Annotated in this window: 23 protein-coding genes and 2 riboswitches; of the genes, 16 read left to right on the top strand and 7 right to left on the bottom strand. The window is 41.5% G+C overall.

What is annotated here, in order from left to right; translation table 11 throughout:
- The first annotated feature begins 1 nt into the window (after position 1).
- The 6 genes from QRN39_RS00255 to QRN39_RS00230 all read left to right on the top strand — a co-directional run bounded on the left by QRN39_RS00255 (position 2) and on the right by QRN39_RS00230 (position 8,529).
- Positions 2-2,089, top strand: a complete 2,088-nt coding sequence (locus tag QRN39_RS00255; protein WP_284905689.1) for a cellulose biosynthesis cyclic di-GMP-binding regulatory protein BcsB — start codon at positions 2-4, stop codon at positions 2,087-2,089.
- A gap of 69 nt (positions 2,090-2,158) precedes the next feature.
- Positions 2,159-2,306, top strand: a riboswitch (cyclic di-AMP (ydaO/yuaA leader).
- Positions 2,307-2,418: 112 nt separating this feature from the next.
- Positions 2,419-4,245, top strand: a complete 1,827-nt coding sequence (locus tag QRN39_RS00250) for an APC family permease (RefSeq protein WP_284905688.1) — start codon at positions 2,419-2,421, stop codon at positions 4,243-4,245.
- 70 nt (positions 4,246-4,315) lie between these two features.
- Entirely contained in the window at positions 4,316-6,037 is a 1,722-nt protein-coding gene (locus QRN39_RS00245) for a pyruvate oxidase (RefSeq protein WP_284905687.1), read from the top strand.
- A gap of 194 nt (positions 6,038-6,231) precedes the next feature.
- Entirely contained in the window at positions 6,232-7,758 is a 1,527-nt protein-coding gene (locus tag QRN39_RS00240) for a ribonuclease YeeF family protein (protein WP_284905954.1), read from the top strand.
- Positions 7,759-7,774: 16 nt separating this feature from the next.
- Positions 7,775-8,230, top strand: coding sequence for a hypothetical protein (locus QRN39_RS00235; RefSeq protein WP_284905686.1), 456 nt, complete (start codon positions 7,775-7,777; stop codon positions 8,228-8,230).
- 74 nt (positions 8,231-8,304) lie between these two features.
- Positions 8,305-8,529 carry a hypothetical protein gene (locus QRN39_RS00230; RefSeq protein WP_003214145.1) on the top strand — a complete coding sequence of 75 codons (225 nt, stop codon included), beginning with the start codon at positions 8,305-8,307 and terminating at the stop codon, positions 8,527-8,529.
- Between the two features lie 39 nt (positions 8,530-8,568).
- Here QRN39_RS00230 and QRN39_RS00225 read toward each other — a convergent pair whose 3' ends face one another.
- The 4 genes from QRN39_RS00225 to QRN39_RS00210 form a co-directional block, all read right to left on the bottom strand.
- Positions 8,569-8,832, bottom strand: coding sequence for a hypothetical protein (locus QRN39_RS00225; protein WP_003214365.1), 264 nt, complete (start codon positions 8,830-8,832; stop codon positions 8,569-8,571).
- Positions 8,833-8,930: 98 nt separating this feature from the next.
- Entirely contained in the window at positions 8,931-9,500 is a 570-nt protein-coding gene (locus QRN39_RS00220) for a GNAT family N-acetyltransferase (protein ID WP_003213957.1), read from the bottom strand.
- 70 nt (positions 9,501-9,570) lie between these two features.
- A complete protein-coding gene (locus QRN39_RS00215) occupies positions 9,571-10,848 on the bottom strand; it encodes an Nramp family divalent metal transporter (protein WP_050945535.1) in 1,278 nt (425 codons plus the stop codon).
- Between the two features lie 222 nt (positions 10,849-11,070).
- Positions 11,071-11,331, bottom strand: a complete 261-nt coding sequence (locus QRN39_RS00210; protein WP_003214275.1) for a GlsB/YeaQ/YmgE family stress response membrane protein — start codon at positions 11,329-11,331, stop codon at positions 11,071-11,073.
- A 157-nt stretch (positions 11,332-11,488) separates the two neighbouring features.
- Between QRN39_RS00210 and QRN39_RS00205 the strand changes: the two genes are divergently transcribed.
- The gene (locus QRN39_RS00205; protein ID WP_050945536.1) at positions 11,489-12,319 is read left to right on the top strand and encodes an EcsC family protein; all 831 of its coding nucleotides are present in this window, start codon (positions 11,489-11,491) and stop codon (positions 12,317-12,319) included.
- Between the two features lie 165 nt (positions 12,320-12,484).
- On the opposite strand, the gene QRN39_RS00200 is transcribed toward QRN39_RS00205, so the two are convergent.
- The gene (locus tag QRN39_RS00200; RefSeq protein ID WP_050945537.1) at positions 12,485-13,582 is read right to left on the bottom strand and encodes a DctP family TRAP transporter solute-binding subunit; all 1,098 of its coding nucleotides are present in this window, start codon (positions 13,580-13,582) and stop codon (positions 12,485-12,487) included.
- A 68-nt stretch (positions 13,583-13,650) separates the two neighbouring features.
- On the opposite strand from QRN39_RS00200, the gene QRN39_RS00195 reads away from it, so the two are divergent.
- The 8 genes from QRN39_RS00195 (at position 13,651) to QRN39_RS00160 (ending at position 22,342) form a co-directional block, all read left to right on the top strand.
- The gene (locus tag QRN39_RS00195) at positions 13,651-15,270 is read left to right on the top strand and encodes an ATP-binding protein (RefSeq protein WP_050945538.1); all 1,620 of its coding nucleotides are present in this window, start codon (positions 13,651-13,653) and stop codon (positions 15,268-15,270) included.
- On the top strand, positions 15,267-15,950 hold the full coding sequence (locus QRN39_RS00190) for a response regulator (RefSeq protein WP_050945539.1): 684 nt from the start codon (positions 15,267-15,269) through the stop codon (positions 15,948-15,950). The genes QRN39_RS00195 and QRN39_RS00190 overlap by 4 nt, the downstream gene beginning before the upstream one ends.
- Positions 15,951-16,074: 124 nt before the next feature.
- The gene (gene dctP / locus QRN39_RS00185) at positions 16,075-17,343 is read left to right on the top strand and encodes a C4-dicarboxylate transporter DctP (protein ID WP_050945540.1); all 1,269 of its coding nucleotides are present in this window, start codon (positions 16,075-16,077) and stop codon (positions 17,341-17,343) included.
- A 209-nt stretch (positions 17,344-17,552) separates the two neighbouring features.
- On the top strand, positions 17,553-18,575 hold the full coding sequence (locus tag QRN39_RS00180; protein WP_050945541.1) for an AI-2E family transporter: 1,023 nt from the start codon (positions 17,553-17,555) through the stop codon (positions 18,573-18,575).
- A gap of 64 nt (positions 18,576-18,639) precedes the next feature.
- Positions 18,640-18,773: riboswitch (cyclic di-AMP (ydaO/yuaA leader) on the top strand.
- Positions 18,774-18,849: 76 nt separating this feature from the next.
- Positions 18,850-20,091: a dicarboxylate/amino acid:cation symporter gene (locus QRN39_RS00175; protein WP_034620244.1), complete on the top strand. Its 1,242-nt coding sequence runs from the start codon at positions 18,850-18,852 to the stop codon at positions 20,089-20,091.
- Between the two features lie 126 nt (positions 20,092-20,217).
- Positions 20,218-21,144 (top strand): ABC transporter ATP-binding protein, encoded by a 927-nt coding sequence (locus tag QRN39_RS00170; RefSeq protein WP_137055556.1) that lies wholly within the window; start codon positions 20,218-20,220, stop codon positions 21,142-21,144.
- Positions 21,122-21,889, top strand: a complete 768-nt coding sequence (locus QRN39_RS00165; protein ID WP_284905685.1) for an ABC transporter permease — start codon at positions 21,122-21,124, stop codon at positions 21,887-21,889. The genes QRN39_RS00170 and QRN39_RS00165 overlap by 23 nt, the downstream gene beginning before the upstream one ends.
- Before the next feature lie 117 nt (positions 21,890-22,006).
- Positions 22,007-22,342 carry a hypothetical protein gene (locus tag QRN39_RS00160; protein ID WP_003214381.1) on the top strand — a complete coding sequence of 112 codons (336 nt, stop codon included), beginning with the start codon at positions 22,007-22,009 and terminating at the stop codon, positions 22,340-22,342.
- 99 nt (positions 22,343-22,441) lie between these two features.
- On the opposite strand, the gene fbpB is transcribed toward QRN39_RS00160, so the two are convergent.
- A complete protein-coding gene (gene fbpB, locus QRN39_RS00155) occupies positions 22,442-22,591 on the bottom strand; it encodes a Fur-regulated basic protein FbpB (protein WP_003214266.1) in 150 nt (49 codons plus the stop codon).
- Between the two features lie 346 nt (positions 22,592-22,937).
- The gene (locus QRN39_RS00150) at positions 22,938-23,258 is read right to left on the bottom strand and encodes a thioredoxin family protein (protein ID WP_034663973.1); all 321 of its coding nucleotides are present in this window, start codon (positions 23,256-23,258) and stop codon (positions 22,938-22,940) included.
- A 183-nt stretch (positions 23,259-23,441) separates the two neighbouring features.
- On the opposite strand from QRN39_RS00150, the gene QRN39_RS00145 reads away from it, so the two are divergent.
- Positions 23,442-24,524 (top strand): D-alanine--D-alanine ligase, encoded by a 1,083-nt coding sequence (locus QRN39_RS00145; protein ID WP_284905684.1) that lies wholly within the window; start codon positions 23,442-23,444, stop codon positions 24,522-24,524.
- The last annotated feature ends 4 nt before the right edge of the window (positions 24,525-24,528 follow it).

Raw genomic sequence — 24,528 nt, 5'->3', positions numbered from 1 at the left:
ATTGAAATCGGTCAAATGGATGTTTTTAATATTAGCGCTATCCCTTGCCATTCAGCCTTTTTTCATGGCAAGTCAAGCAATGGCGCAATCCAATCGAGTACAAGTGAAAGACGATTGGGTTCACTCATCAAAAGGAAATCAAACAGAAACGCAGCATCTATCAGAAGATGTGGTGACCTTGTATGGTCAAGAAGACCGCACTGAATTTTCCTATCAAATGGAGAAAGAAAAAGTAGAGTCTAGCGCTCTTACATTAAATATAGAGGCTTCACCATTACTAATATCGCCATCATCTTTCACAGTGATGATCGATGGAGAGATTGAAAAAACGATCCCTGTATCAGGGAAAAACCCAAAAAAATCGATTCAAATCAAATTGAACAAAACGCAACTGAAAAAAGGATCTCATCAAATTCAGCTCGCATTTTATGGTGTGTTAAAAGAAGGTGTGTGTATCAACCAAGAGACGCCTGCCAATTGGCTGAAAGTATATCCTGAAAGTGAGCTGGCGTTCAAAGGAGTTCAAACGAAAGACGTGACGTTAGACAGCTTCCCTTCACCATTTATTCCATCAGGTGATCAGGAAGAACAAACAGATATTGTGATTCCAAATAAACCAGAAGCGGCTGAATTAGAAGCGGCTATGAAAGTATATCGTACGCTGAAAAACAAAGACCGCCTAGCAGACCTCAAACTCGTTCAAGAAAAGGACGTCGAGCAAATTGCGCACCCAACTATTGCTGTTGGAGCAAAAGGAAGCTGGAATGGACGAATAAAATCGCTCGAGCAAGCGGCTGGAATTAAAACAGAAGGCGATCAACTTACGTTAGCGGTGAGAACCCTGACAGCAAAGAAAAAAGAACAGCCCATTTTATTTGTCACTGCTAAGCAGCCAAAGACAATTGCTGAAAAAATCAATGTCTTGACTCAGCCAGAACTGACAGGTCAGCTCACTGGAACCGACTTGCTGCTGCAAAAGGTGACAGCTAGTGCTTCTAAGCCATCTCATCATATTTCCTTAATAGATTTTGGCGCAGATGATGTCAAAGTTGGAACCAAAAAGACAGCATCTGATCATTACTATTATCCGAAAGCATTAATGGCTCAACAAAAATCAGGTGCAAAACTAAATCTATCATTTAAAAAATCAGATCCAGCGAACAAAGCAGAGCGTCTAACAGTGATGATCAATAACGAACCGCACGACGTACCGTTAACAAAACTAGGAAACAAAGATGAGAATGGGTTCTACCATGTGTCGATTCCAGTAGATTCACAAGTGCTTCAAAAGAACGAATATGTGGACTTACAGTTTGTCACAACAGGTTTTAAAAACATGGAATCCTGTAGACATACAGATGAAGAAGGCTGGATTTACATTGATAAGAACAGCTCTCTTCAAATACCAGAAGGAACAACTAGTGATACACCGGACTTAGCCGCATGGCCGCTTCCTTACACTTCAGAAACGGAGCAAGGAAACACATTGATCATTATGCCAGATCAAATCAATCAAGCCTCAATCAATCAAATGGCTATGCTGACCGAATCATTTAGTCAGCCGGAAGCTGCTCAATATCATTTAATTGAAGCATCGAATGTGACAAATGAACAATTGAAAAAGAACTCTCTCATTTTCATCGGAGGCATCCAAACATTCTCTCTTTTAAAAGAAAAAGCAGATGATCTCATCGTTCCAGCGAAAAAGGGTCAATATGATGTATCCTCATTTGGCATGATCAACGAAACAACAGCTCGTATTGTATGGACGCAGCCATCCGTATGGAATAAAGAACAAACCATGACCGTTTTTTCAGGAATGACGGCAGCTGACGCTGATATATCAAATGAAGTGATTCGATTCCTTCAAACAAATACTGAGACCGCAACAGTTGCAATAGAAAGCAAAAACAAAGATGTGTTCTCTAATCACCAAACAGTCAGCAATGCAAAAAATGATCTTAAAAAAGGTGAAAAGCAAGGCGTCGGTGATTCTTGGATTTACTTTGCATGTATCGCTGTACTGATCATTTTTGTCGTTGTGATGATTGTTTATTTCGTACGAAAAAACCGCAAAAAGACTGATTAATAAACGGTCAAAAGACCTCGAAAAAATCTCTTTACTTTGGTGTCAAACGGGAGTATGATCTCTTTTATAAAAGACCAATCGCTGAATCATTTCGATGAGCGGGGGAACCAATTTTGGTGGTATAAAACACCATGTGGGGTGAATCCTTTTAAGGTAGGGCAAAGTCTCATGCGCCCGAATCCGTCAGCTAACCTCGTAAGCGTTAAAGAGAGCAAAGACCAACCTGTGATCTAAACAATAGACACAGGGGCATTCTATTGCCTCTGTGTCTTTTTGGCGATCCATCTTTTGCAACTTAAATCGTTTGACACTAAAGGAGCGGGCATCACATGTACAGTTTGATGAAGCGTATTTTAATTGGTAAACCATTAAAATCACAGGCAGCAGGAGAACAAAAACTATCAAAAATCAAAGCGTTGGCATTATTGTCATCAGACGCATTATCATCAGTTGCATATGGTACAGAACAAATCTTAATTGTTCTTTCTGTCGTTAGTGCAGCAGCATTTTGGTATTCACTCCCGATTGCAGGTTGTGTATTAATTCTTTTAATGGCGTTAATTCTGTCTTACCGCCAGATCATTTATGCTTATCCAGAAGGCGGCGGGGCATATATCGTCTCTAGCAGAAACCTAGGTGAAAAACCGGGATTGATCGCTGGCGGATCATTGCTTGTAGACTATATTTTGACTGTAGCAGTGAGCATTTCAGCGGGGACCGATGCCGTCACATCGGCTTTTCCAACACTATATCCATATCATGTCTTGATCTCAATTGTATTGGTCATCGTAATTATGGTGCTCAACCTCCGTGGATTAACAGAATCGGCATCTATTCTGGCTTATCCTGTATACTTGTTTGTATTTTCACTCCTTATATTAATTGGAGTAGGCGGTTTCAAATTATTAACAGGCGGCGTACCGCCAGCACCTGAACATACAGCGGTAGGCACACACGTACAAGGCATTACATTATTTTTGTTATTAAAAGCTTTTTCATCTGGCTGTTCTGCTCTGACTGGAGTAGAAGCCATTTCAAATACGATTCCATCCTTTAAAAAACCAGCTGCACAAAACGCAGCGAGAACATTGTTGATGATGGGTGGATTGCTAGCTGTTTTATTTGTGGGAGTCACATTGCTTGCATTTGGTTTCGGCATCTCGCCAAAGCCAGAAGAAACGGTTGTATCACAAATTGCGTCAGACACTTTTGGACGTACGTTTTTCTATTACGTGATTCAGGCAGTCACAGCGCTAATTCTAATATTAGCGGCAAATACCGGCTTTTCAGCCTTTCCGTTATTGGCTGTCAATTTAGCAAAGGATAAATATATGCCGCGTATGTTTACTGTAAGAGGAGACCGGCTTGGTTACTCTAATGGCATTATCTTTCTAGGCGTAGCCTCTATGCTGCTCATCTGGTTGTTTGATGGGAAGACAGAACATCTCATCCCGCTATATGCTGTCGGTGTGTTTATTCCATTTACCCTGTCGCAGACCGGCATGTGTGTGAAGTGGATTCGTGAAAAACCGCAGGGCTGGAAAACGAAAATGCCAATCAATATCGTCGGAGCACTGATTTCTTTTACAGTTTTTATGATTCTCATTTTGACCAAGTTCCATCTCGTATGGCCAATATTTGTTTTCCTGCCTATTGTTTTATTTATCTTTCATTCCATTAAAAAGCATTATTTGTCTGTTGGAGAACAACTGCGTTTATTGAATGAAACAGAGCCAGTTGAGATTAAAGGAAATGTGGTCATCGTACCGATAGCAGGAGTCACACGTGTTGTTGAACAATCTGTTCAGTATGCAAAATCTTTATCAGAGCAAGTCATAGCGGTTCATGTATCCTTTGATAAAGAAAAGGATAAGAAAATTGAAGAAGATTGGAAAAAACTCAATAGCGGTGTACGGCTTGTGATGCTGCATTCGTCCTATCGAAGCCTCATTCACCCGCTAGATAAATTTCTTGAGACAGTTGAGACAAAAGCAAATGCCCATCAATATAAAGTGATGGTCCTCGTGCCACAATTTATACCGAAAAAAAGATGGCATACCATTTTGCATAATCAATCTGCCTTTTTATTAAGATTCCGCCTATTATGGAAGCGGGATATTGTGGTGGCAACCCTGCCCTATCATTTTAAAAAGTAGCAGAAGCAGGTTGAAACGTTTGATCAAAAGGATGCGGTGGTATGGAGTAAGAAAAAAGGAGTTTTTTCACATGCCGCAAAGAACCGCAGGAAAAGAAGTAACAGCGCTACTGGAAGAGTGGGGCGTGAAACATATTTATGGAATGCCCGGCGATAGTATAAACGAATTGATTGAAGAACTTAGGCATGAATCAAGCCAAATAAAATTTATCCAAACGAGACATGAAGAAGTGGCAGCACTATCAGCGGCGGCTGATGCCAAACTAACAGGTAAACTTGGTGTCTGCTTATCAATTGCTGGGCCGGGTGCTGTCCACTTATTAAATGGACTGTATGATGCAAAAGCAGATGGTGCACCAGTTTTAGCAATTGCAGGGCAGGTTGCTTCGGCCGAAGTAGGCAGAGACGCATTCCAAGAAATCAAATTGGAGCGAATGTTTGACGATGTCGCTGTCTTTAATCAGCAGGTACAGACAGCAGAGGCGCTGCCTGACTTATTGAATCAAGCCATCAAAGCAGCTTATACCCATAAAGGTGTGGCAGTTCTCACCGTATCGGATGACTTATTTTCTCAAAAAATAAAGCGTAAACCCGTCTATACATCTCCTCTTTATGTTGAGGGAGAAGTACGGGCAAAGAAAGATCAATTGCTAAAGGCAGCTCAGCTGATTAACAATGCGAAGAAGCCAGTCATCTTAGCAGGTAAAGGATTAAGACATGCAAAAGAAGAGCTTCTTTCATTTGCAGAAAAGGCAGCTGCTCCTATCGTCATCACGCTCCCTGCAAAAGGGGTTGTGCCAGACAGGCATCCATACTTTTTAGGTAACTTAGGTCAAATTGGAACGAAGCCGGCATATGAAGCGATGGAAGAATGTGATCTCTTAATTATGCTTGGCACCTCCTTTCCATATAGAGACTACTTACCAGAGGACACGCCAGCCATTCAACTAGATATTAAATCAGATCAAATCGGCAAAAGGTATCCGGTAGATGTGGGAATTGTGAGCGACAGCAAGAGTGGTTTGCATGAACTGACTTCCTACATTGAATATAAAGAGCAGCGTGGCTTTCTAGAAGCTTGTACAGAGCATATGATGAAGTGGCGAGAAGAAATGGATAAAGAAAAATCTGTTGCTACTTCACCGATTAAACCACAGCAAGTCATTGCTAGACTAGAAGAAGCAGTCGAGGACAATGCCATTCTTTCAGTTGATGTTGGTAATGTGACGGTATGGATGGCACGTCATTTTGAAATGAAACAGCAGGATTTCATTATCTCCAGCTGGCTTGCCACAATGGGCTGCGGTTTACCTGGTGCGATTTCAGCTAAATTGAATGAACCGAACCGACAAGCCATTGCCGTTTGTGGTGATGGAGGCTTCACAATGGTCATGCAAGACTTTGTGACAGCTGTAAAATATAAGCTGCCGATCGTTGTCGTAATCTTAAACAACAACAATTTAGGGATGATTGAATATGAACAACAGGTAAAAGGAAACATAAATTATGGTATAGAGCTGGAGGATATTGATTTTGCTAAGTTTGCAGAAGCGTGTGGCGGCAAAGGAATCTCCGTGTCATCACATGAAGAATTAGCTCCAGCCTTTGATACAGCTCTTCAATCCGATAAACCAGTCATTATTGATGTCGCTGTCGCCAATGAACCTCCGTTACCTGGGAAAATCACTTACACCCAAGCAGCAGGCTTCAGTAAATATTTATTGAAAAAATTCTTTGAAAAAGGTGAGCTGGATATCCCTCCACTCAAGAAAAGCCTCAAACGCTTTTTCTAAACACAAAGTAGTCGGTCTTCTGAAAAGAGGGCTGACTTTTTTTGTGATGATTAGGAAAAACATTTCAATTGTCACTTGCCTTCATCTATATTGAAATATTCGGAAATTATTTTTGTAACTTAAAGCCTATTTTTCCAATTCGCTGAGAAAGGTAAAATAGACTTTATGATCAATAATGGAGGGAGTGACTTCTTCTGGGCAAGATACTTGATGCAAAAGCACTAACAAGTGCCATGGATGCAAGGGCAAAACACTACCAGGAACTCCGTGAACAAATGGTAGATTTAAAAAAGGCACTTCAAGGCGTGGCTAACCTCGGTGATGATTTCACTGGAAAAGGTGCCGATAACATTAAAAGCTTTTATAAAGAACTGGCTGGAAATGTAGATATGTTTATCAGCTTCATTGATAAGCAAAAAGCCTTTCATGAAGGTGTTTCTGGGACACTTGATGATACGAGTTTTGGCGGCGAAACCTTTGTAGAAGAACACTTTTTAGACAACGCTGTACATATGGGCATCAAAAATGCCAAAAGCATTGTGAAGGATCAAAAAAAGGCGCTTAAAACGATTTTTCAAGACATCGACGACCTCATTTCTTTAGAAGTATTTGATAGTCAAACCTTTGATGAAAAAATTGCAGATGCGGAAGACGAGCGAAAAAAGACAGTGAAAGACCTAAGAGAGCTTGATCAAAATTTAAAAGATGAATATGCTTTGTCAGAAACGGAGCAGCAAGCTACAATGGCATTGTATACGGAAATGATGAATGCCACAAATGACGGAAAAGCCATTTCGCCTATGAATTTTGACAAGAAAGCGTATCAAAATAGTGAAATCTACAAGGCAAAAAGCGATATTGAGAAGCAAACTTCCGAATATCTCAACATTAAAAAAGAACAACAGGAAGCCCGCGAGATCGCAAAGGAACAAGAAGCACTCGCCAACCGTCCTTGGTATGAAAAAGCACTTGATTATGGCGGGAATATCGTCAATGAATTGACAGGTGTGAACGATGCAAAACGTGCCGCAACAGGTGTTGACCCGATCACAGGTGAAGAGCTCACCGCAGGACAGCGCGTCGCAGCAGGCGGTATGGCAGCAGCGGGTTATATCCCAATCGTCGGATGGGCAGGTCGTATTTTCAAAGGTGGTAAAGCCGTCTATAAAACAACTCAAGCCACATCAGCCGCAGTGAGAGCAGTTGACATTTACAAGACATCGCAAAAATCCTTTGACGCCTTAAAAACATCTCAAAAAGGCTTATATGGTCTTACCGCCACCAACGGCTTCAGCGAAGCGATTACAGGTAGAGACATGTTTGGAAATAAGGTCTCGAAAGAACAGCAGGAAGCGAGTATGAATGCGGCGCTGGGAATGCTTTTGCCGTTTGGGGCGAAGGGAATTAAAAGTAATTTAGATTCCATTAATAAGCCCAAATATATCCCGAAAGATAAAAATGGTAAAAATGCGAGTCTACCAAAAAACGAGAATGGGAAGTTAATCAATGGAACCGTCCATAAACCAGATTCACAGTTTCCTCATACGCAAATTGGTTATAGGAAAGGGCGTAAAGCGGGGTACATTCAAACCCTCGAATGGGGAAAAGATGGTACGCCGATACAAAGAACAGATTGGACGAATCATGGTAGAGGTGATCACACAAATCCCCACTCTCATCCTGCGGTTTTTAAGGATGGATCATGGAGTTTTAAAGAATAATTTGGAGGAGATTTGAATGGGTGTAAAAGAATCAGAGTTTCTATTAAAAATAAGAGGTATGGAATATTTTAATGATGAATTATCTTGCTTAGGCGATCAGCTTGCTGAGATTCTATTGTGTATAAAGGAATTTAAACAGGATTATCAATGGTATGTCTTTGATGTCTTTGGCTCGACTCATTCTTCTCTTTTCGAGCTATTTCCAACCCAAGATTTGAGTGTAATGTCAACAGACCAATTGATATATAGTGTAAGACAAGTTGTTCAATTTGAATCAGGTGTTTTTATAGGATTTCAAAAAGGTTTACAGATTGAATGGGATTTGAATTCAATGCCAGAAACAGAAGAAGATGAGGGCATTCAACACTCTTTAGCTGATATTGAAATTCGAGCATTCGATTTTTCTTATTTTGAAGTTTATGGTAACGATATAAAAATTGAGAAACATTTGGTTCATAATCTTAATAAGTGAGAGGATTTCGATACGTTGTTGAGTATAAATGTGTATCTTTACTGACAAACCACCACAAAAAAGGAGAAACAACCATGCTATGGATCCTCACACAAAACCAACAAACGCTGATTCATGTCCAAGAAGTCTCAGTAAGCGGCAAAAAAATTGAAGGGATGATCTTGGGGAGTACTTCCTGGGCAAAGATGCTCGGCAAGTATGACTCAAATGATCGCGCAGCCGAGATCCTTCAAGACATGATGAAGACGATTGAAGAACATCCAAATGCCACAATGACATACCGAATGCCTCTTCAATAAAAAGAAACCACCTTTCCATCGTGAAAAGGTGGTTTTTGTTTAGGATGGTGTTTTTCCAAAGGCTAAGAATAAGGGAATGCCTGTGCCAACAAGGGTGGTGGCAAATAGGAACATACCGCAAATAAATAGAAAATGGCTTGCTGAAAAGACGAGTGCCAGAATGAGAAAAACGATGCTGAGTCCTATCATGCTATAGGATGGGACAAAGCGGCGTTTGTAGGTGGCTTTCTTTGTTAGAAAGGAGAAGAAAATACCAAATAACAAAGGGACAATCCATAAGTAAAATAAAATAATAAGAGACATACATCATACCTCGATTTTTCCTTCTATTTTATCAGATGCCGATCACAACGGATACTACAAAGCTTCACTTTGTAAAATAATTCATGCAATCGACACAATTAAGTGGGCTGATTCATCGAATGCGTTTTTTGTTTTATATATTCAGGCTGTAAAAGGGCGTACACACAATGATCGGTAAAGCGATTGCCCAGCCATTCACATTGTCTTAAAATTCCCTCAAGCGAAAAGGATAATCGCTCTGGGATGCGTCTGCTTTTCTGGTTATCGACAGCAGCCCTAATCTCGATACGATGCAGCCCGCACTCTTCAAATAAATAGCGAATGACTGCTTGGCATGCTTTTGTCATGATGCCTTTTCCTTGATGGCCTTCTCCGAGCCAATAGCCGACTGAAACGGTTCTATTGATCCAATGAATTTGATGGGTGCCAATGATGCCGACAAGTTCTCCATGTGACCAAATGCCCGCTTGAAAACCGTTGTTCTGCATCGCTTGCTGCATCGCACCTTGGATAAACGCCATACTGTCTTCCTCTGTCTGTGTTGAATCCACCCAAAGCATCCATTCACGTAAATGCTCTCTCGACCGCTGGATGAGCAAATACAGACTTCTTGCGTCTCTTGGCTCAAGCAGCCGCATGGATATCTCTTGATCCTGATAAACAAACATGTACCCACATCCTCTCAGGGGAATTCTACCATAACCAAATGGAAAGAAAAAGACAGCTCAACACTGTCTTTTACATAAACGTATCTACAATTAAGAAGAGATTAAGTGCTACAACAAGAGCTGCTATCACCCAAGATATTCCTGTCACCCAGCGGGCATTCGTCAATTCACCCATAATTCGTTTTTTACTTGTAAATAAAATGAGCGGAATTAAAGCAAAGGCAATCCCAAACGATAAGACGACCTGACTCATCACAAGCGCAGAGGTCGGATTCACTCCAGATGCAATAATCGCAATAGGAGGAATGATGGTAATCAGCCGGCGAACATACAGCGGGATCCGGTATTGAATAAAGCCCTGCATAATGATATCGCCTGACAATGTACCGACAGAAGAGCTGGATAGTCCGGCTACAAGCAGACCTACACCAAATAAGATGGCTGATACAGGCCCTGCGAGTGTACCAAAATGCTGAAACGCAACATCCAAATCTTCAACAAAAAGACCATTTTTATAAAATAAAGCGGCTGCCACAATCAACATGCTGGCATTGATGGCCCCGGCGACGATCATTGCAATGAGGATATCTAAAAACTCAAAGCGGAAAATCTGCTTTTTCTCCTTTTCCGTTCTGCCGACGACTCTTCTTTGGGTTAAAGCTGAATGTAAGTAGATTGCGTGAGGCATGACAGTGGCACCTAAAATTCCAGCTGCAAGCAGCACGCTGTCTGCGCCATCAAATTTTGGAATGAACAGTCCGCCAGCGACACTTGCGATATCTGGTTTGGCGACAAAGGTTTGTACAGCGAAAGCGATCACGACAACGAACAACATGCCTGTGATACCTGCTTCTAATGCTCGATATCCTCGTCTTTGCAGCTCCAATATCGCAAATGAACCGATAGCCGCGATAATGGATGCTTCAAGCAGCGGGATTCGAAAGAGCAAGTATAAACCAAGTGCCGCCCCGATAAACTCAGCTAAATCCGTGGCAATAATGACGAGCTCTCCCTGAACCCATAAACCGATCGAAACGGGCTTTGGAAACTCTTCACGTGCGATTTCAGGTAAGTTTTTGCCTGTCGCAATTCCAAGCTTTGCGGATAAAGACTGGATGAGCAAAGCCATGAGATTTGATATGAGAATGACCCATAAAAGGAGATATCCATATTTGGAGCCAGCCGCAATGTTGGTGGCGAAATTTCCTGGATCAATATAAGCAATGGCTGCGATAAAAGCAGGACCGAGAAAAGGAAGGAGTCTTCTAAATCCCTTGACTTTTCCTTCAAGTGCACGCTCAGCTGCCTCTGACATGTGTGCCTGTGCCTCGATGTATTTGTTTGTCATATGTCATCACCTAGATTCTACAAAGTTTTGCTTGGGCACAAAATGTTTCCTTGATGCAATTTTTAATCATCATATGCCCATCTTCATGAAAAGTCAACTATCTGAACTAATAGGTTTGTTTATCATATGTAAGTGAAAAAAATAGATACCTTGTCAATCCAACACATAAAAAACACCGCCTTTATAGACGGTGTCCCTACTGCTTCCTCTGTTATTTGTTTTTTAAGATACCCTTGATCCCACACTACGGAAGATCAGGCTTAAGATGATGACAAAGATCGCTGCACCTAAGATTGCTGGAATGATCGCAAAGCCTGCCAAACTAGGACCCCACGTTCCAAGTAATCCATGACCAATCCAAGCACCTGCAAGTCCTGCAATCATTGAACCGATCCATCCTCCTGGTACACTACCTCCAGCGAGTGCACTGCCAATAAGGCCGATGACAATCGCCACAACTAATGAAATCAGAAATCCTAACATGTTGATCACTCCTCTTTTTGTTTGTGTATTAAGCAATAACCGTTTTGAAAAAGTTTCAAACCTTTCGAAACCGATTCAATGTTCTATACGTATGATGGAAAAGGATTGTGTATAATAACAAACAAATACTTCAGCAGCATCTAAGGAGGAAAAAGGCATGGAGGAAAGAGAGTGGCTAAAAGCACAATTAAAGCAGATTGAACAGTGGGAGAAAGATCAGCAAAAGGTATGGTTTTGGGAGAAACTCAGCCGCCTGCCATTTCAAATGCTGGACAAGCTGACGCCTGCCTTTATCCAGAAAAAAATCGGTGTGCTGCTAGATGAAATGGGGCATTACATTCAATCAGGCGGTGCCTATTTGACATCAGAAAAAGGCATCATCCATCAATTTCAAAAGAAATGTGCCGACGAATCGATTCAGCGTATAGAAGATATAGAAAAAGCTCCAATTGAAATCATGGATGCGATTAGTGAACATATGGGGAGAAATAGGACGAATCTCGCCACGGTACAAGGGGCGACAACGGGTGTCGGTGGTATGTTTACACTGGCTGCAGATATTCCTGCGGTACTTGGTCTCTCCCTTAAAACATTACAGGATATTGCCGTCACCTATGGCTATGATCCTAAAAACAAGGAAGAGCGGGTCTTCATCATAAAATGCTTACAGTTGACCTCTGCTGATGTGGTTGGGAAGAAATCGATATTAAAAGAACTCAGGAGCTATCATGCTTCCGAAGGGAAACACGAAAACATGTTCTCACAAATCCAAGGATGGCGTGAGGTAGTCTATAATTACCGAGATTCATTTGGCTGGAAGAAACTGTTTCAGCTTGTTCCCGTAGCAGGGATTTTATTTGGCGCAGTTTCCAACCGCTCACAACTAAAAAGTATTGCCGAAACAGGCATGATGCAATACCGAAAGCGAAGAATTGTCTCAAGATTAGAAGAGCTCACGCAGCAAGAACAGAGTGAATCTGGTGCATAAAAAATCCCTTTGTCTTCTTTTCAGCGTGATAGAAAACCTTTGAAGTCAAGGAAGGACGAGTACTGGCGCGGAGCGAATTTGACATTCGTGAGCACCAGCACGCAGGACTGACACCGAATGCAAAGGTTTGCCTACACGCTGAAATCCCTTACTCTAAGGGATTTTTTATTTGGTCTTTTCCTCTTCTTGAAAAGCATGGATCGGAGAATGTTCATAACGCGCACGCAGTTCACGAATCTGTTTGATTAGGGTAGAACCAATGGTTTTTTCGGCTTCCTCATACAAAGGATCGAGGGCTTTCATCCATTTTTGTCTTTCTGCTGGCGTCAATTCATGAATGGCAATCTGCGATTCCCGTTTAATGTCCTCCAGCTGATCTTTGTTCATCTGTTCTGCATGTTTTTCATTCCAAGCTGTTGTTTCTTCCATCGCTTCAAGTAAAATTCGTTTCGTTTCAGGTGTCTGGCGATCAAAGAAGGATTGATCTGTTAAGACCACATAGCCTAAATACCCGTGATTACTGATCGTCATATAGTCTTGTATATGATAGAATTTTTTTGAATAAATATTTGAAATGGTATTTTCTTCACCATCTACTTTTTTTGTTTCTAATAGCTGAAACGTCGAATTAAACGATTCCTGATAGGGCTTTGCGCCAAGAAGTTTGAATTGTTTTTCAATCATGTCGCTTTGCATAATGCGGAGAGATTGGTTTTTTAAATCACTAGGCTGTTTGATTGGACCTTTATTAGAGGTGATTTGCTTAAAGCCATTTGTCCAATACGCCATTCCCTTTAGCCCGTCTTTTTGCAGGGTGCCAAACAATCTTTGTCCAATTGCACCGTGCAAGCCTTCCTGAACCGCATCATAATTAGAAAAAGCAAAAGGAAGGTCAAGTGCCAGCCACTCAGAGGATAGCATGCCGAGCTTCGAGGTAGATGGTGCGATAAATTGAACTTGATTCTCTTTGAGTGCATTAATTTCTTCTATATCAGAATAAAGACTTCCGTTGGAGAAAATTTGAATGGTGATCTTCCCATCGGATTTTTCGTGCACAAGCTCAGCAAATTTCTTTGCGGCAAGTCCTTTTGGTGTATTATCTGCCACGACATGGCTAAATTTGAACACAAGCTGATCCTTCAGCCCTGTCTGTTCATCGTCAAAGGTCGTCGCTGCTTTTGGCATCATATGATAGAAACCAAAGTATAAAGCGGTTACAAAACCGATCAAGAGCAATAGTGTATAGGCGAGTAAATTCTTCATGCGTCCGATCCCCCTTATGTCAAGCATACTTGACCGAGGAAGAATTCGTAAAGATACAGGTGAAAAAAATGATGAGAAATCGATTGAAATTACAACAATTATCTATTAGATGGAAGCTCACCATCCTCACATATTTCGTTGTCATTTTCGCCCTTTTAATCGGAGGAATTGTCCTTGTTGGGGGAATCCAGCAAACAGAGGAACGAGAGCTTCGAAAAAGGCTCATGAACACAGCGAGAACAGTTGCGGAGATGAATGAGGTAAAGCAGGCGTTAGCTGATCAAACAAAGAAACGTGACCGATTACAGCATGCCATCGAAGAGATTCGGATTATTCAAGACGCTGACTACATTGTCGTCATGGATATGGAGCATGTGAGATTAACGCATCCAGTGAAAGCAAGGATTGGCCAGCGTTCGGAGGGGACAGATGAAGAGCCTGCTTTTGCCGAGCATATTTATTTCTCAGAAGCAGAGGGAGAGCTTGGGACCGCCATCAGAGCCTTTTATCCAGTGAAGGATGATCAATTTAATCAAACAGGGGTCGTCCTTGTAGGGAGAACGCTGCCAAGTATGATCGATATATTAGGAGAAATGAAGCGGGATATCCTCATGATCCTTTTGCTGACGCTCAGCTTTGGGCTTGTAGGTTCATTTTTACTCGCTCGTCATATTAAACAGCAAATGTTTAAGCTGGAGCCGCATGAGATTGTCAGAATGCTAGAGGAGCGCACCGCAACCTTTCACTCTATTAATGAAGGGGTCATCGCCATTGATAATCAGCACATGATCACCATTTTTAATGAAAAGGCGAAGCAAATCTTTGGCGTGACAGGGGATGTCGTAGGCCGGAATATTTGGGAGGTGCTGTCTGACACAAGACTTCCAGAGATCATTGATCGCGCAGAACCCGTCTACAATGAAGAAATTCATATGAGCGGAAAGCGGATTATGAGCAGCCGGATTCCGATTGTCATGAAAAAGAAAATTATTGGAGCGGTCGCCATTTTTCAGGACCGGACAGAAGCGGCAAAATTAGCAGAGGAGCTAACCGGGGTTAAGAACTTTGTAGACGGTCTGCGGGTGCAAAATCATGAGCATATGAATAAGCTTCATACGATTGCCGGGCTGATTCAGCTTGGTAAACCCGATCAGGCGCTCGATTTAGCCTTTCAAACGACGGAAGAACAGGAACATGTGCTGGACTTTCTTCACCGCGTCATACAGCATGATGCCGTTGCGGGATTATTGATGAGCAAAATCAGAAGGGGCAAGGAGCTAGGCATAAAGGTCGAAGTAGACGAACATAGCTGTCTGCGTGATTTCCCTGAGCGTCTAGATCAGCATGATATGACGAAGCTGCTTGGCAACCTGATCGAGAATGCTTTTGCCTCTTATGATACTGTAGAAAGAGACACAAAACGCATTTCGATTAGTATTGATCAAACCGAGGATGTCCTCGCGATTTTAATTGAAGACAATGGCTCCGGGATTGAAGAGGAAATGATTCCTTATATTTTCGATAAAGGCTTCACACACGGCAAAGAAGGCGGAACAGGCTATGGCCTGTATATTGTAAAAACGATTATCGACAAAGGGATGGGAAATGTAGAAGTCACATCAAGCATCGGCATTGGTACCACCTTCTCAATCGAATTCCCAATGATCATAGAGGAGAGAGACAGATGACTCAGATTAAGGTGCTATTAATTGAAGATGATCCGATGGTGCAAGAAGTGAATAAAGAGTTCATTAAGAGTGTTCCTGGCTTTCAAGTGGCGGCAGTCGCAGGTAATGGGGAGCAGGGCATCCAACTCATCAAAGAAATTCATCCAGACCTTGTAGTCCTCGATGTATATATGCCAAAAAAAGATGGCGTAAAGACGCTTCAAGACATTAGAAAGCAAAAGATACAGGTGGACGTGATCGTTATTTCTGCGGCAAAGGACAAAGAGACCATTGGCATCATGCTTCAAAATGGTGCACGAGATTATATCATCAAGCCGTTTAAGTTCGAACGTATGAAAGAATCACTTGAAAGCTATAAAGCGTTTAAATCTAAAATTCGTACAGCAGCAGAATTTTCTCAGGAGATGCTGGATGATATCATACGAAAGCCTGCTGTTAAACAGGAAGATACTTGGCTCCCTAAGGGGCTGAATGTGCATACGATGAATGAAATTAAAGCCTATATGGGCATGCAGGAAGGTCCGCAGTCTGCAGAGGAAGTTGCCAATGCACTCGGCATTGCACGTGTCACGGCACGCCGGTATTTAGACTTCTTAGTGAAAGAAGGCGAGCTGAAATTAGATATGCAATATGGCGGGGTAGGCCGGCCTGTCAATAAATATATCGTACATTCTGACTAAGAGACCAAAAAGACCAAAATGTACGATATGTTCATAAGCTTCACAGCCTTTGATGAAATCGCTATCATTTAGCTACAGATAACAGTTAAGCGTTTACATCAAAGGGTGAGGGAGTTGATTTTTTATGAAGAGGCTTTTGAAGAACCTGACATTTCAGGTGATTGCAGCTGTCATTATCGGGATCATTGTCGGGATGGTTTGGCCAAACGTCGGAAAAGAAATGAAGCCGCTTGGTGACACCTTTATCAATGCCGTTAAAATGGTCATCGCACCAATTATTTTCTTAACCATTGTTCTTGGTATTGCCAAGATGGGGGATATGAAAAAGGTTGGAAAAGTTGGGGGAAAAGCATTTATTTATTTTGAAGTCGTCACGACGCTTGCTTTGGTCATCGGTCTTTTTGTCGTCAATATCATGAAGCCAGGTGCAGGTCTGGACTATAGCAAGCTTGAAAAAGGGGATGTTTCACAGTATACCCAAAACGGGGGACAGGGTATCGACTGGATGGAATTTGTCACACACATTGTGCCATCTAACATGGTAGATGCTTTTGCAAAGGGTGATATTTTACAGGTCTTATTCTTCTCTATTTTATTCGGTGTTGCGCTTGCTGCACTTGGCGAGAAGGGGAAAGGAATCATTGAGTGGCTTGATAAGCTGTCACTTGTTTTCTTTAAAATCATTGGATATATCATGCGTGCTGCGCCGCTTGGTGCATTTGGGGCAATGGCCTATACAATCGGTCACTTTGGTTTGGCATCGATTAAACCGCTCGCAAGTCTGATGCTCTCCGTTTATTTGACTATGTTCCTGTTCATCTTCGTTGTGCTGAATATCATTTGTAAAATGTATGGCTTCAGCCTGTTTGGTTACCTGCGATTTATCAAGGATGAAATTTTAATTGTTCTTGGCACAAGCTCATCAGAATCCGTGCTGCCAAGAATGATGGATAAAATGGAACGCTACGGGTGCTCTAAGTCTGTTGTGGGTCTTGTCATCCCAACAGGGTATTCCTTTAACTTAGATGGAACCTCGATCTACTTATCGATGGCTGTGGTCTTCTTAGCGCAAGTGTTTGGTGTAGACTTGTCTATCGGCCAGCAGATCACCATTATCCTTGTTCTAATGCTCACATCAAAGGGAGCGGCTGGGGTGACAGGAAGCGGATTTATCGTGCTGGCTTCTACACTCGCTGCACTACAGGTCATTCCGCTAGAGGGGCTTGCACTTCTGCTTGGAGTAGATCGATTCATGAGCGAAGGAAGAGCCATCACAAACCTCATTGGAAATGGAATCGCGACAATTGTTGTGGCGAAAAGTGAAGGTGAATTTGACGAAGCGAAGAGCAAAACAGCCCTTCAAGAAATGCGCAATATGAAGCAAGCTGTATAGTATAAAAACAACCAAAAACCGAAACCTTATGTCTACATGGGGTTCGGTTTTTTCTTGTGTTGAAAAGAAAAAACATGAAAGCTTGATAAATTTAGGTCGAATCGTAAGACCTCAATGACCTTTTGTTATATAATTTACAGAAAGATCCGATATAATGTATATCAGATCCAATGAAAAATAGACTTTAGTCCTGGCAGGTGTATAACGAAATGGCAGCATTTTTAAAATTGTTCGAAAAACCCGGTGTTAAGCGGTTTTCTGTATTTGTAGTATTAGCCACAGCCTTATATTTATTAAGAGGAATGATGAATTTAATTCTCTTGACCTTCATATTCACCTTTTTGATGAATCGGTTAGAAGAGGTCATTAGAGGCTTTTTAAGTCGCTTCCTGAAAATAGGGCAGAAATCGGTTATTACCATTTTGTATATTCTTTTGGCTGGTGGATTGACGGTTGGCGGATTCGTGTTTGTGCCAATCATCGCCAAACAGGTGGAGCAGCTATTTCATTTAGGAAAGAAAATTGCAGATCATCCACAAGATTTACCCTTCATTGATGTCATCACGAACGTATTCGGAGATTTTAAAATATCAGCTTACTTTGAGAAAGGGTTTAATTTCCTCTATACATACTTAACTGATTTCAGTACGTTCAGTATCCAGGTCATTATGTCCTTAATATTAAGCATGTTCTTCCTGTTCGAAAAGGAACGCCTCATTCAATTCATGAACAAGTTCAAAACGAGTAAAATCTCTGTGTTCTATAACGAAATCGCCTTCTTTGGACGTAAATTTTCCAGAACGTTCGGAAAGGTACTCGAAGCACAGTTTATTATTGCAACTGTTAACTGTGTTTTAACAACCATTGCGCTAGGTATTATGGGATTCCCGCAATTATTTGGATTAGCGGTCATGGTCTTTTTGCTAGGCTTAATCCCTGTGGCAGGTGTGGTTATCTCACTTATTCCACTCAGCATCATTGCGTATACGCTTGGAGGCGGCATGTATGTCCTGTATATCGTGCTTGTGATCGTCATCATCCATGCCATTGAAGCCTATTTCCTAAACCCGAAGCTCATGTCAGCAAAAACAGAACTCCCTATCTTCTTCACATTTGTTGTGCTGATCTTCTCTGAACACTACATCGGCATTTGGGGACTGATTATTGGTATCCCGATCTTTGTGTTCATTTTAGATATTTTGGAGGTCACGAATAAGGAAGAAAGTAATTAAAAAGTTCATATGAACCTGTTTACAATTTTCCGAAAATAAGGTATAAATAGTATGAAAATATCATAATAACCACACGCTTAATCCTTCTAAAGGAATGGGGGACCCATGTTTTTGGGGTGAATTTTTCTCTGTGGAGAAAAAAGGACATCTCTTCGTCCTAACCCGTCAGCTAACCTCATCGGCGTGAAGAGAGTAAACGGTGGTATATGTAAGGAACGCAGACCCACGAGAAAACTCTCTCGTGGGTCTTTTTGACGAGGAAGGGGAGATTTTATTGAAGCTAGCGACGAAAATTATTATTGCCTTGTTTGTAGGTGCAATCACAGGACTATTGCTTAACATTTTTGCTCCAAATGTATTCAAAGTGTTAGACCCTTATCTATTTACGCCTCTAGGTCAAATCTTCTTAAACCTGATTAAAATGTTAGTGGTGCCGATCGTATTCTTTTCCATCACACTAGGTGTAGCAGGTCTAGGTGATCCGAAAAAGCTTGGCAGAATCGGCGTAAAAACCATTACTTATTTCCTGCTTACTACTACTTTTGCCATCATCATTGGCATTTCATTAGCCTTATTAATCAAGCCGGGAGCATTCGGTCATTTTGATACGAAAGCAGCTGATTATTCCGCAGAGGAAGCCCCATCAATGGCAGAAACACTACTCAACATCATCCCAACCAATCCAGTCCAATCTTTAGTTGAAGGAAACATGCTTCAAATCATCGTCTTTTGTGTATTTTTAGGTCTTGGCATTGCCATGCTTGGGAAGAAGACGGAAGGTTTGCTAAAGCTGTTTGAACAAGGAAATGAATTAATGATGTACCTTGTCGGCATAGTGATGAAGTTCGCACCGTACGGAACATTCGGTTTGATCGCAACTGCCATTGGCAGTCAGGGATTTGATGCGATGAAAGCGATGGGCCTTTATTTCTCGGTCGTGTTAGTTGCGCTCGTGCTGCATTTCTTCCTAACTTATGGGTCAACTGTCGCCATTTTAGCGAAGCGAAATCCGATGGCATTTTTCAAAGGATTTTCTCCAGCAATGGTTGTCGCATTTAGTACGTCAAGTAGTAACGCAGTCCTCCCAGTCTCGATGGAAACAGCCCAGAAACGTTTGAAGGTGCCGGAGCCGATTTCAAGCTTTGTACAGCCGCTTGGTGCAACCATTAATATGGATGGCACAGCGATTATGCAAGGGGTCGCGACTATTTTTATCGCGCAAGTGTATGGAGTTGAACTGACGCTTGTCCAAATGCTGACGGTTGTCTTAACGGCTGTCTTAGCAAGTATCGGTACAGCTGGTGTGCCAGGAGTTGGGCTCATTATGCTCGCTATGGTACTGAACTCTGTGAATCTGCCGGTTGAAGGCATTGCGCTCATCCTTGGCATAGACCGCTTATTAGATATGGCAAGAACCGTTGTCAATATTACAGGTGACGCCGCATGTGCGGTGATTGTGACAGAAACGGAGAAAAAACACGAGACAGACGCAGCATCACCGAACCTATCCATGTAATGTAAAAGAAGGGCTGACTCGATCAGCCTTTTTTTCATGGAGTCCCTTGTCTTGCGTGATATACTTTTAACAGAATGAGCGGTCTTATTTGCCGCCATAGGCTTTACATCAGAAGGAGGAACCACGTTGGAATCTGCTGTTCTAAAAGTAGAGAAAGTCGATAAACGAATTGGCCGGAAAATGATCTTACAAGATATATCTATAGAAATAGGGAAGGGGGAAATCGTCGGCTTACTAGGACCAAATGGGTCTGGAAAAACAACCTTGATTCGTTTGATCGTTGGCTTGATGAAAAAAAACAATGGCCGAATCATGATCAATGGATATTCACAGGATGAGGATTTCCTACATGCGATGTCATCTGTTGGTGCCATCATAGAAAATCCCGAATTTTATTCTTATTTAACAGGCTTCGAAAACCTTGAACTGTATGCGGCGATGCACGATGGAGTGACAGAGGAACGAATGCAGGAAGTGGTGAAAAGAGTTCGTCTGGAGCACGCCATTCATCAGAAGGTGAAGACATATTCACTGGGGATGAAACAAAGGCTTGGGATTGCACAAGCCATATTACATCAGCCGAACCTGCTCATTTTAGACGAACCGACAAATGGACTTGATCCTGCAGGTATGAAGGAATTCAGGGAGCACTTGCAAACGCTAGTAAGAGAAGAAGGAACGTCCGTCTTATTCGCCACACATTTATTGCATGAGGTTGAAGAGCTATGTGACCGCATGATCATCATTCAAAAAGGACAGATCAAAGCCAGTGCCATGCTTCGAGACATAGAGGGGAAAGAACAGATGCTCATGAATATTCAGCCAGTGGAAAAGGCGGCTGCGTGGCTTGATACACATGCCTATACATATGAACGAAACGGAGCGCATGTATTACTTCAATTGAACAAAGACCAAGTGCCTGAGCTGAACAAACAGCTTGTTCTGGCTGGATTTGCTGTACTTGAAATGACGCCTCAAAAGCCATCAATTGAAGAGGCATTTATGAAATGGACGGAAGGCGGGACGGCAGATGCTTCAACTCATCAAGAATGAGCATAAGAAAATTACGAGGAAAAAGATCACGTTCATTGCACTTGGATTGATTGTTGTGTTTCAATTGGCGATGGCTCTAGCGTTGAAACGAGTCATCTCCAGCTTTGGTGGACAAGACACTGTCGCCAACTATTTTGCTTATTCCACAAACGTCGTGTTTATTTTACAGGTGCTCGCGGTTGTCATTGGCGCGACCTTGATCTCAACAGAATTTCAAAAAAGAACGATCAAGTTTTTATTGATACGGCCCAAAACAAGGCTGCAAATTTTCCTGTCAAAATACATCACACTTGTGCTGACGGTCATCTATTTGTTTGTTTTTTATTATGTCATTGCTTTCCTATTTGGCTTTATTTTCTTTGGTACTGCATTTGATGAAAGTACGGGACGATTATTTGAGCATACATTTGCTGTTATCGGATCTCAGTGGGTGGAAGTGATCATGATGGCAAGCTTCGCTTTTATGTGTTCCAGCTTGTTTAGGAACAGCCTCGTTGCGCTTGTGACCTCGTTTTTTGTTTTATATGCAGCTAAATCACTTGTGCCTATTATGTCTCTTTTAGAAAATCAGTGGGGGAAAATCCTGCTTTTTGCTAATACAGACTTTACTCAGTACAGCTTTCAAGGACCGCCGCCGTTCCAAGGCATGAGCCCTTTGTTTTCTCTATTTATGGTAGGGGCGCATTTTGTTTTCTTTGTTGGCACGGCTTGGGTTCTTTTTTGGAAGCGTGATGTAAATGTGTAAAAATTGTGTCAAATAACAAGAAAAATTCGTGACATCTTTGTGAAAACGAGTCTGCATTTCACGATAACCGGCTGATTTTGTCTTATAATAAGAGGGAGTCTTGGAGGTGGCACTATCGTGAAAAATTTCATTACGGCTTTACCCATTTTGTTGCTGCTGTCGTTTTCGTTTGTGTCTTTTGCCTTCCAGTTTGATCATCTTATTTATTTCAGACTAGCGCTGGGGATCTTTTCGTTAGCGGGTCTTTTCTTTCTGTATACACTTAAAAGAAACATGAAATGGTTCATGGTTTATTTATATGCGAGCTGGATCATACTTGCAGCTGTCACAACATTTGAGGAGCCTGTCTTTTCTCAGTTCTTCTTCGGTGGTTTAACAATGACTATGGGTTATCTCACATATATGCTCATTTATTTAGGAATGAAGCAGGACCGTGTAGCGAAATCACATTAAAACAAAAGCCGATAAAATCACAGCATAGATTTTATCGGCTTTTTTTGTTGAAAAAGACAAAAGAGAGGAGCAGCCAGCTTTGACTGCTCCCCCTTATGTTTATGATTCACGTCCAGCAGCTGCAAGCTGCTTCTGATGCTTTTTGTCGATGGTTTCGTATATACTTTCCATCATTTTAGGATCGCGCATGATGGCTTTCTTGTTTTCTTCAATCAATTGCTGATACGTTTTGATTTTCTTCTTAGACATGTGACTCATCGCTCCTTTATAAGAATAGACGTCTATAGGATTCTACATAGATGAAATTGATAATCATTTTCAATTAGCACCTCTATTATACAAAGCACAATGCCGGAAGTAAAGATTATATTCAGAAAATTCACGTAATCGACAAATTCGAAGCCTAGTCGACGCTCATTCTTTCCCAGGAAATAATTTCTGTCATTTCTTGTCGTAAGAGAAGCCTCTATATAAAACATTCTTTCGCTCATTGAAACGTTTTGACTGAACAATTCGTCTTATGAAGAGATTTGATGTAAGTGGTGGAGAAAAAAAGACACCAGCAAGTGTTTGCTGATGTCCTTCGTTTCACGATTTAAGAAACGTGCCCTTGAAGAAACTCTGTCACTTCTTCAGGTGATTTTGCGTTTGCACTGTGTAAATGACCTGTTTTTTCGCCATTTTTGAAAATTAACAGGCTTGGAATACCCATGACCTGATACGTTTCTGCTAATTCAGGGAAATCATCTTTGTTTATTTCAAACCATTCATGGTGAGCATACGCCTCTAAGATGTCTGGAATGAACATGTCCATTCTTGTACAGTCAGGACACCATGTTGCAAAGAATTTAACGATGACTTCTTTGTCAGATTGAATGATTTCATTGAATTGTTCAGTACTTGTGATTTTTTTCAATTTGTCACAACTCCTTTTCAATGTCATTTTAATATAAAATAAAGGCGAATGACATACAAATGCTCGGGAGGCGCTTACAACTTTACAAATCATTTCAATTCCGTAACAACAAAAATTAATTAGAGCATTTTTGCTTGAAAGTGATAAGATAGTAAAGATGAATTTTAGTGGGGGGAGTATCCATTGAAAATAAGTTTAGGATTGATTTACGGCGGAAAGTCAGCCGAACATAATGTATCACTGCAAACAGCCCTTGCAGTTACAAAAGCACTTAACACTGAGAAGTTCGATATACATCCAATTTATATTACAGAAGAGGGCGAATGGCTAAGAGGAGAAAAACTCACTGAACCAGTATCAAACGTCAGAATGCTTCAATTTGAACAGAACGCAAAGACGTTTTTACCAACTTCTTTAAATGAGAGCATGTTTCCACAGCCTGCATCCGCTGATGAGAAGATTGATGTTGTCTTCCCATTGTTGCACGGGCCAAATGGTGAAGATGGAACGATGCAAGGATTACTTGAACTGCTAAATATCCCGTATGTCGGCAACGGCGTTCTTGCTTCTGCCGCGGGTATGGATAAAGTCATGATGAAAGATGTTTTTGCTCAAGCAGGACTTGCACAAGCAAAGCACCTTTCCTTCAATAAAAAAGACTATGAGAAAGCCACAGCAGACAGCTTAGAACAGGTAGAACAAGTACTTGGCTATCCATGCTTTGTGAAACCTGCCAACATGGGATCAAGTGTTGGAATAAGCAAATGCCGCAGCAAAGAAGAGCTGCAAACCGCATTCGACTTGGCTTTCCAATATGATCGTCGTGTGGTCGTAGAAGAAGGCGTCGTAGGAAGAGAAATCGAGATAGGTGTATTAGGAAATGACGAGCCGAAGTGCTCTGTCGTTGGTGAAATTGCACCTAAAACAGATTTTTATGACTACAAAGCAAAATATGAAGATGGCGATACAGATTTGATCATTCCTGCGAGTGTGTCAGAAGATGAATACAAGACGATTCATGATATGGCGATTAAGGCATTTAAATCCCTAGATGGTTCTGGTCTTGTACGTGCAGACTTCTTCCTCACAGAAAAAGGCGAAGTGTTGATCAATGAAGTGAATACAATGCCTGGATTCACACCATTCAGTATGTTCCCGCTTCTTTGGAAGCACACTGGTGTAGAGTATCCAGAGCTAATTGAAAAGCTAGTGTCACTTGCAATTGAACGCCATCAAGAAAAACAAACCATTAAAACGACTTTTTAATGTG

The sequence above is a fragment of the Bacillus sp. lyk4-R2A-2 genome (assembly GCF_030209735.1).
In the GTDB taxonomy this organism is placed as follows: Bacteria; Bacillota; Bacilli; order Bacillales; family Bacillaceae; genus Bacillus; species Bacillus pumilus.
Note: the sequence above shows the minus strand (reverse complement) of the source record. Positions and strands in the feature narration are given on the sequence as shown.

Excerpts from the sequence above, each read along its gene's own strand:
- QRN39_RS00250 (WP_284905688.1), top strand. The coding sequence starts at position 2,419 with ATGTACAGTTTGATGAAGCGTATTTTAATTGGTAAACCATTAAAATCA.
- QRN39_RS00245 (WP_284905687.1), top strand. The coding sequence starts at position 4,316 with ATGCCGCAAAGAACCGCAGGAAAAGAAGTAACAGCGCTACTGGAAGAG.
- QRN39_RS00235 (WP_284905686.1), top strand. The coding sequence starts at position 7,775 with ATGGGTGTAAAAGAATCAGAGTTTCTATTAAAAATAAGAGGTATGGAA.
- QRN39_RS00230 (WP_003214145.1), top strand. The coding sequence starts at position 8,305 with ATGCTATGGATCCTCACACAAAACCAACAAACGCTGATTCATGTCCAA.
- QRN39_RS00225 (WP_003214365.1), bottom strand. The coding sequence starts at position 8,832 with ATGTCTCTTATTATTTTATTTTACTTATGGATTGTCCCTTTGTTATTT.
- QRN39_RS00220 (WP_003213957.1), bottom strand. The coding sequence starts at position 9,500 with ATGTTTGTTTATCAGGATCAAGAGATATCCATGCGGCTGCTTGAGCCA.
- QRN39_RS00215 (WP_050945535.1), bottom strand. The coding sequence starts at position 10,848 with ATGACAAACAAATACATCGAGGCACAGGCACACATGTCAGAGGCAGCT.
- QRN39_RS00210 (WP_003214275.1), bottom strand. The coding sequence starts at position 11,331 with ATGTTAGGATTTCTGATTTCATTAGTTGTGGCGATTGTCATCGGCCTT.
- QRN39_RS00205 (WP_050945536.1), top strand. The coding sequence starts at position 11,489 with ATGGAGGAAAGAGAGTGGCTAAAAGCACAATTAAAGCAGATTGAACAG.
- QRN39_RS00200 (WP_050945537.1), bottom strand. The coding sequence starts at position 13,582 with ATGAAGAATTTACTCGCCTATACACTATTGCTCTTGATCGGTTTTGTA.
- QRN39_RS00195 (WP_050945538.1), top strand. The coding sequence starts at position 13,651 with ATGATGAGAAATCGATTGAAATTACAACAATTATCTATTAGATGGAAG.
- QRN39_RS00190 (WP_050945539.1), top strand. The coding sequence starts at position 15,267 with ATGACTCAGATTAAGGTGCTATTAATTGAAGATGATCCGATGGTGCAA.
- dctP (WP_050945540.1), top strand. The coding sequence starts at position 16,075 with ATGAAGAGGCTTTTGAAGAACCTGACATTTCAGGTGATTGCAGCTGTC.
- QRN39_RS00180 (WP_050945541.1), top strand. The coding sequence starts at position 17,553 with ATGGCAGCATTTTTAAAATTGTTCGAAAAACCCGGTGTTAAGCGGTTT.
- QRN39_RS00165 (WP_284905685.1), top strand. The coding sequence starts at position 21,122 with ATGCTTCAACTCATCAAGAATGAGCATAAGAAAATTACGAGGAAAAAG.
- fbpB (WP_003214266.1), bottom strand. The coding sequence starts at position 22,591 with ATGTCTAAGAAGAAAATCAAAACGTATCAGCAATTGATTGAAGAAAAC.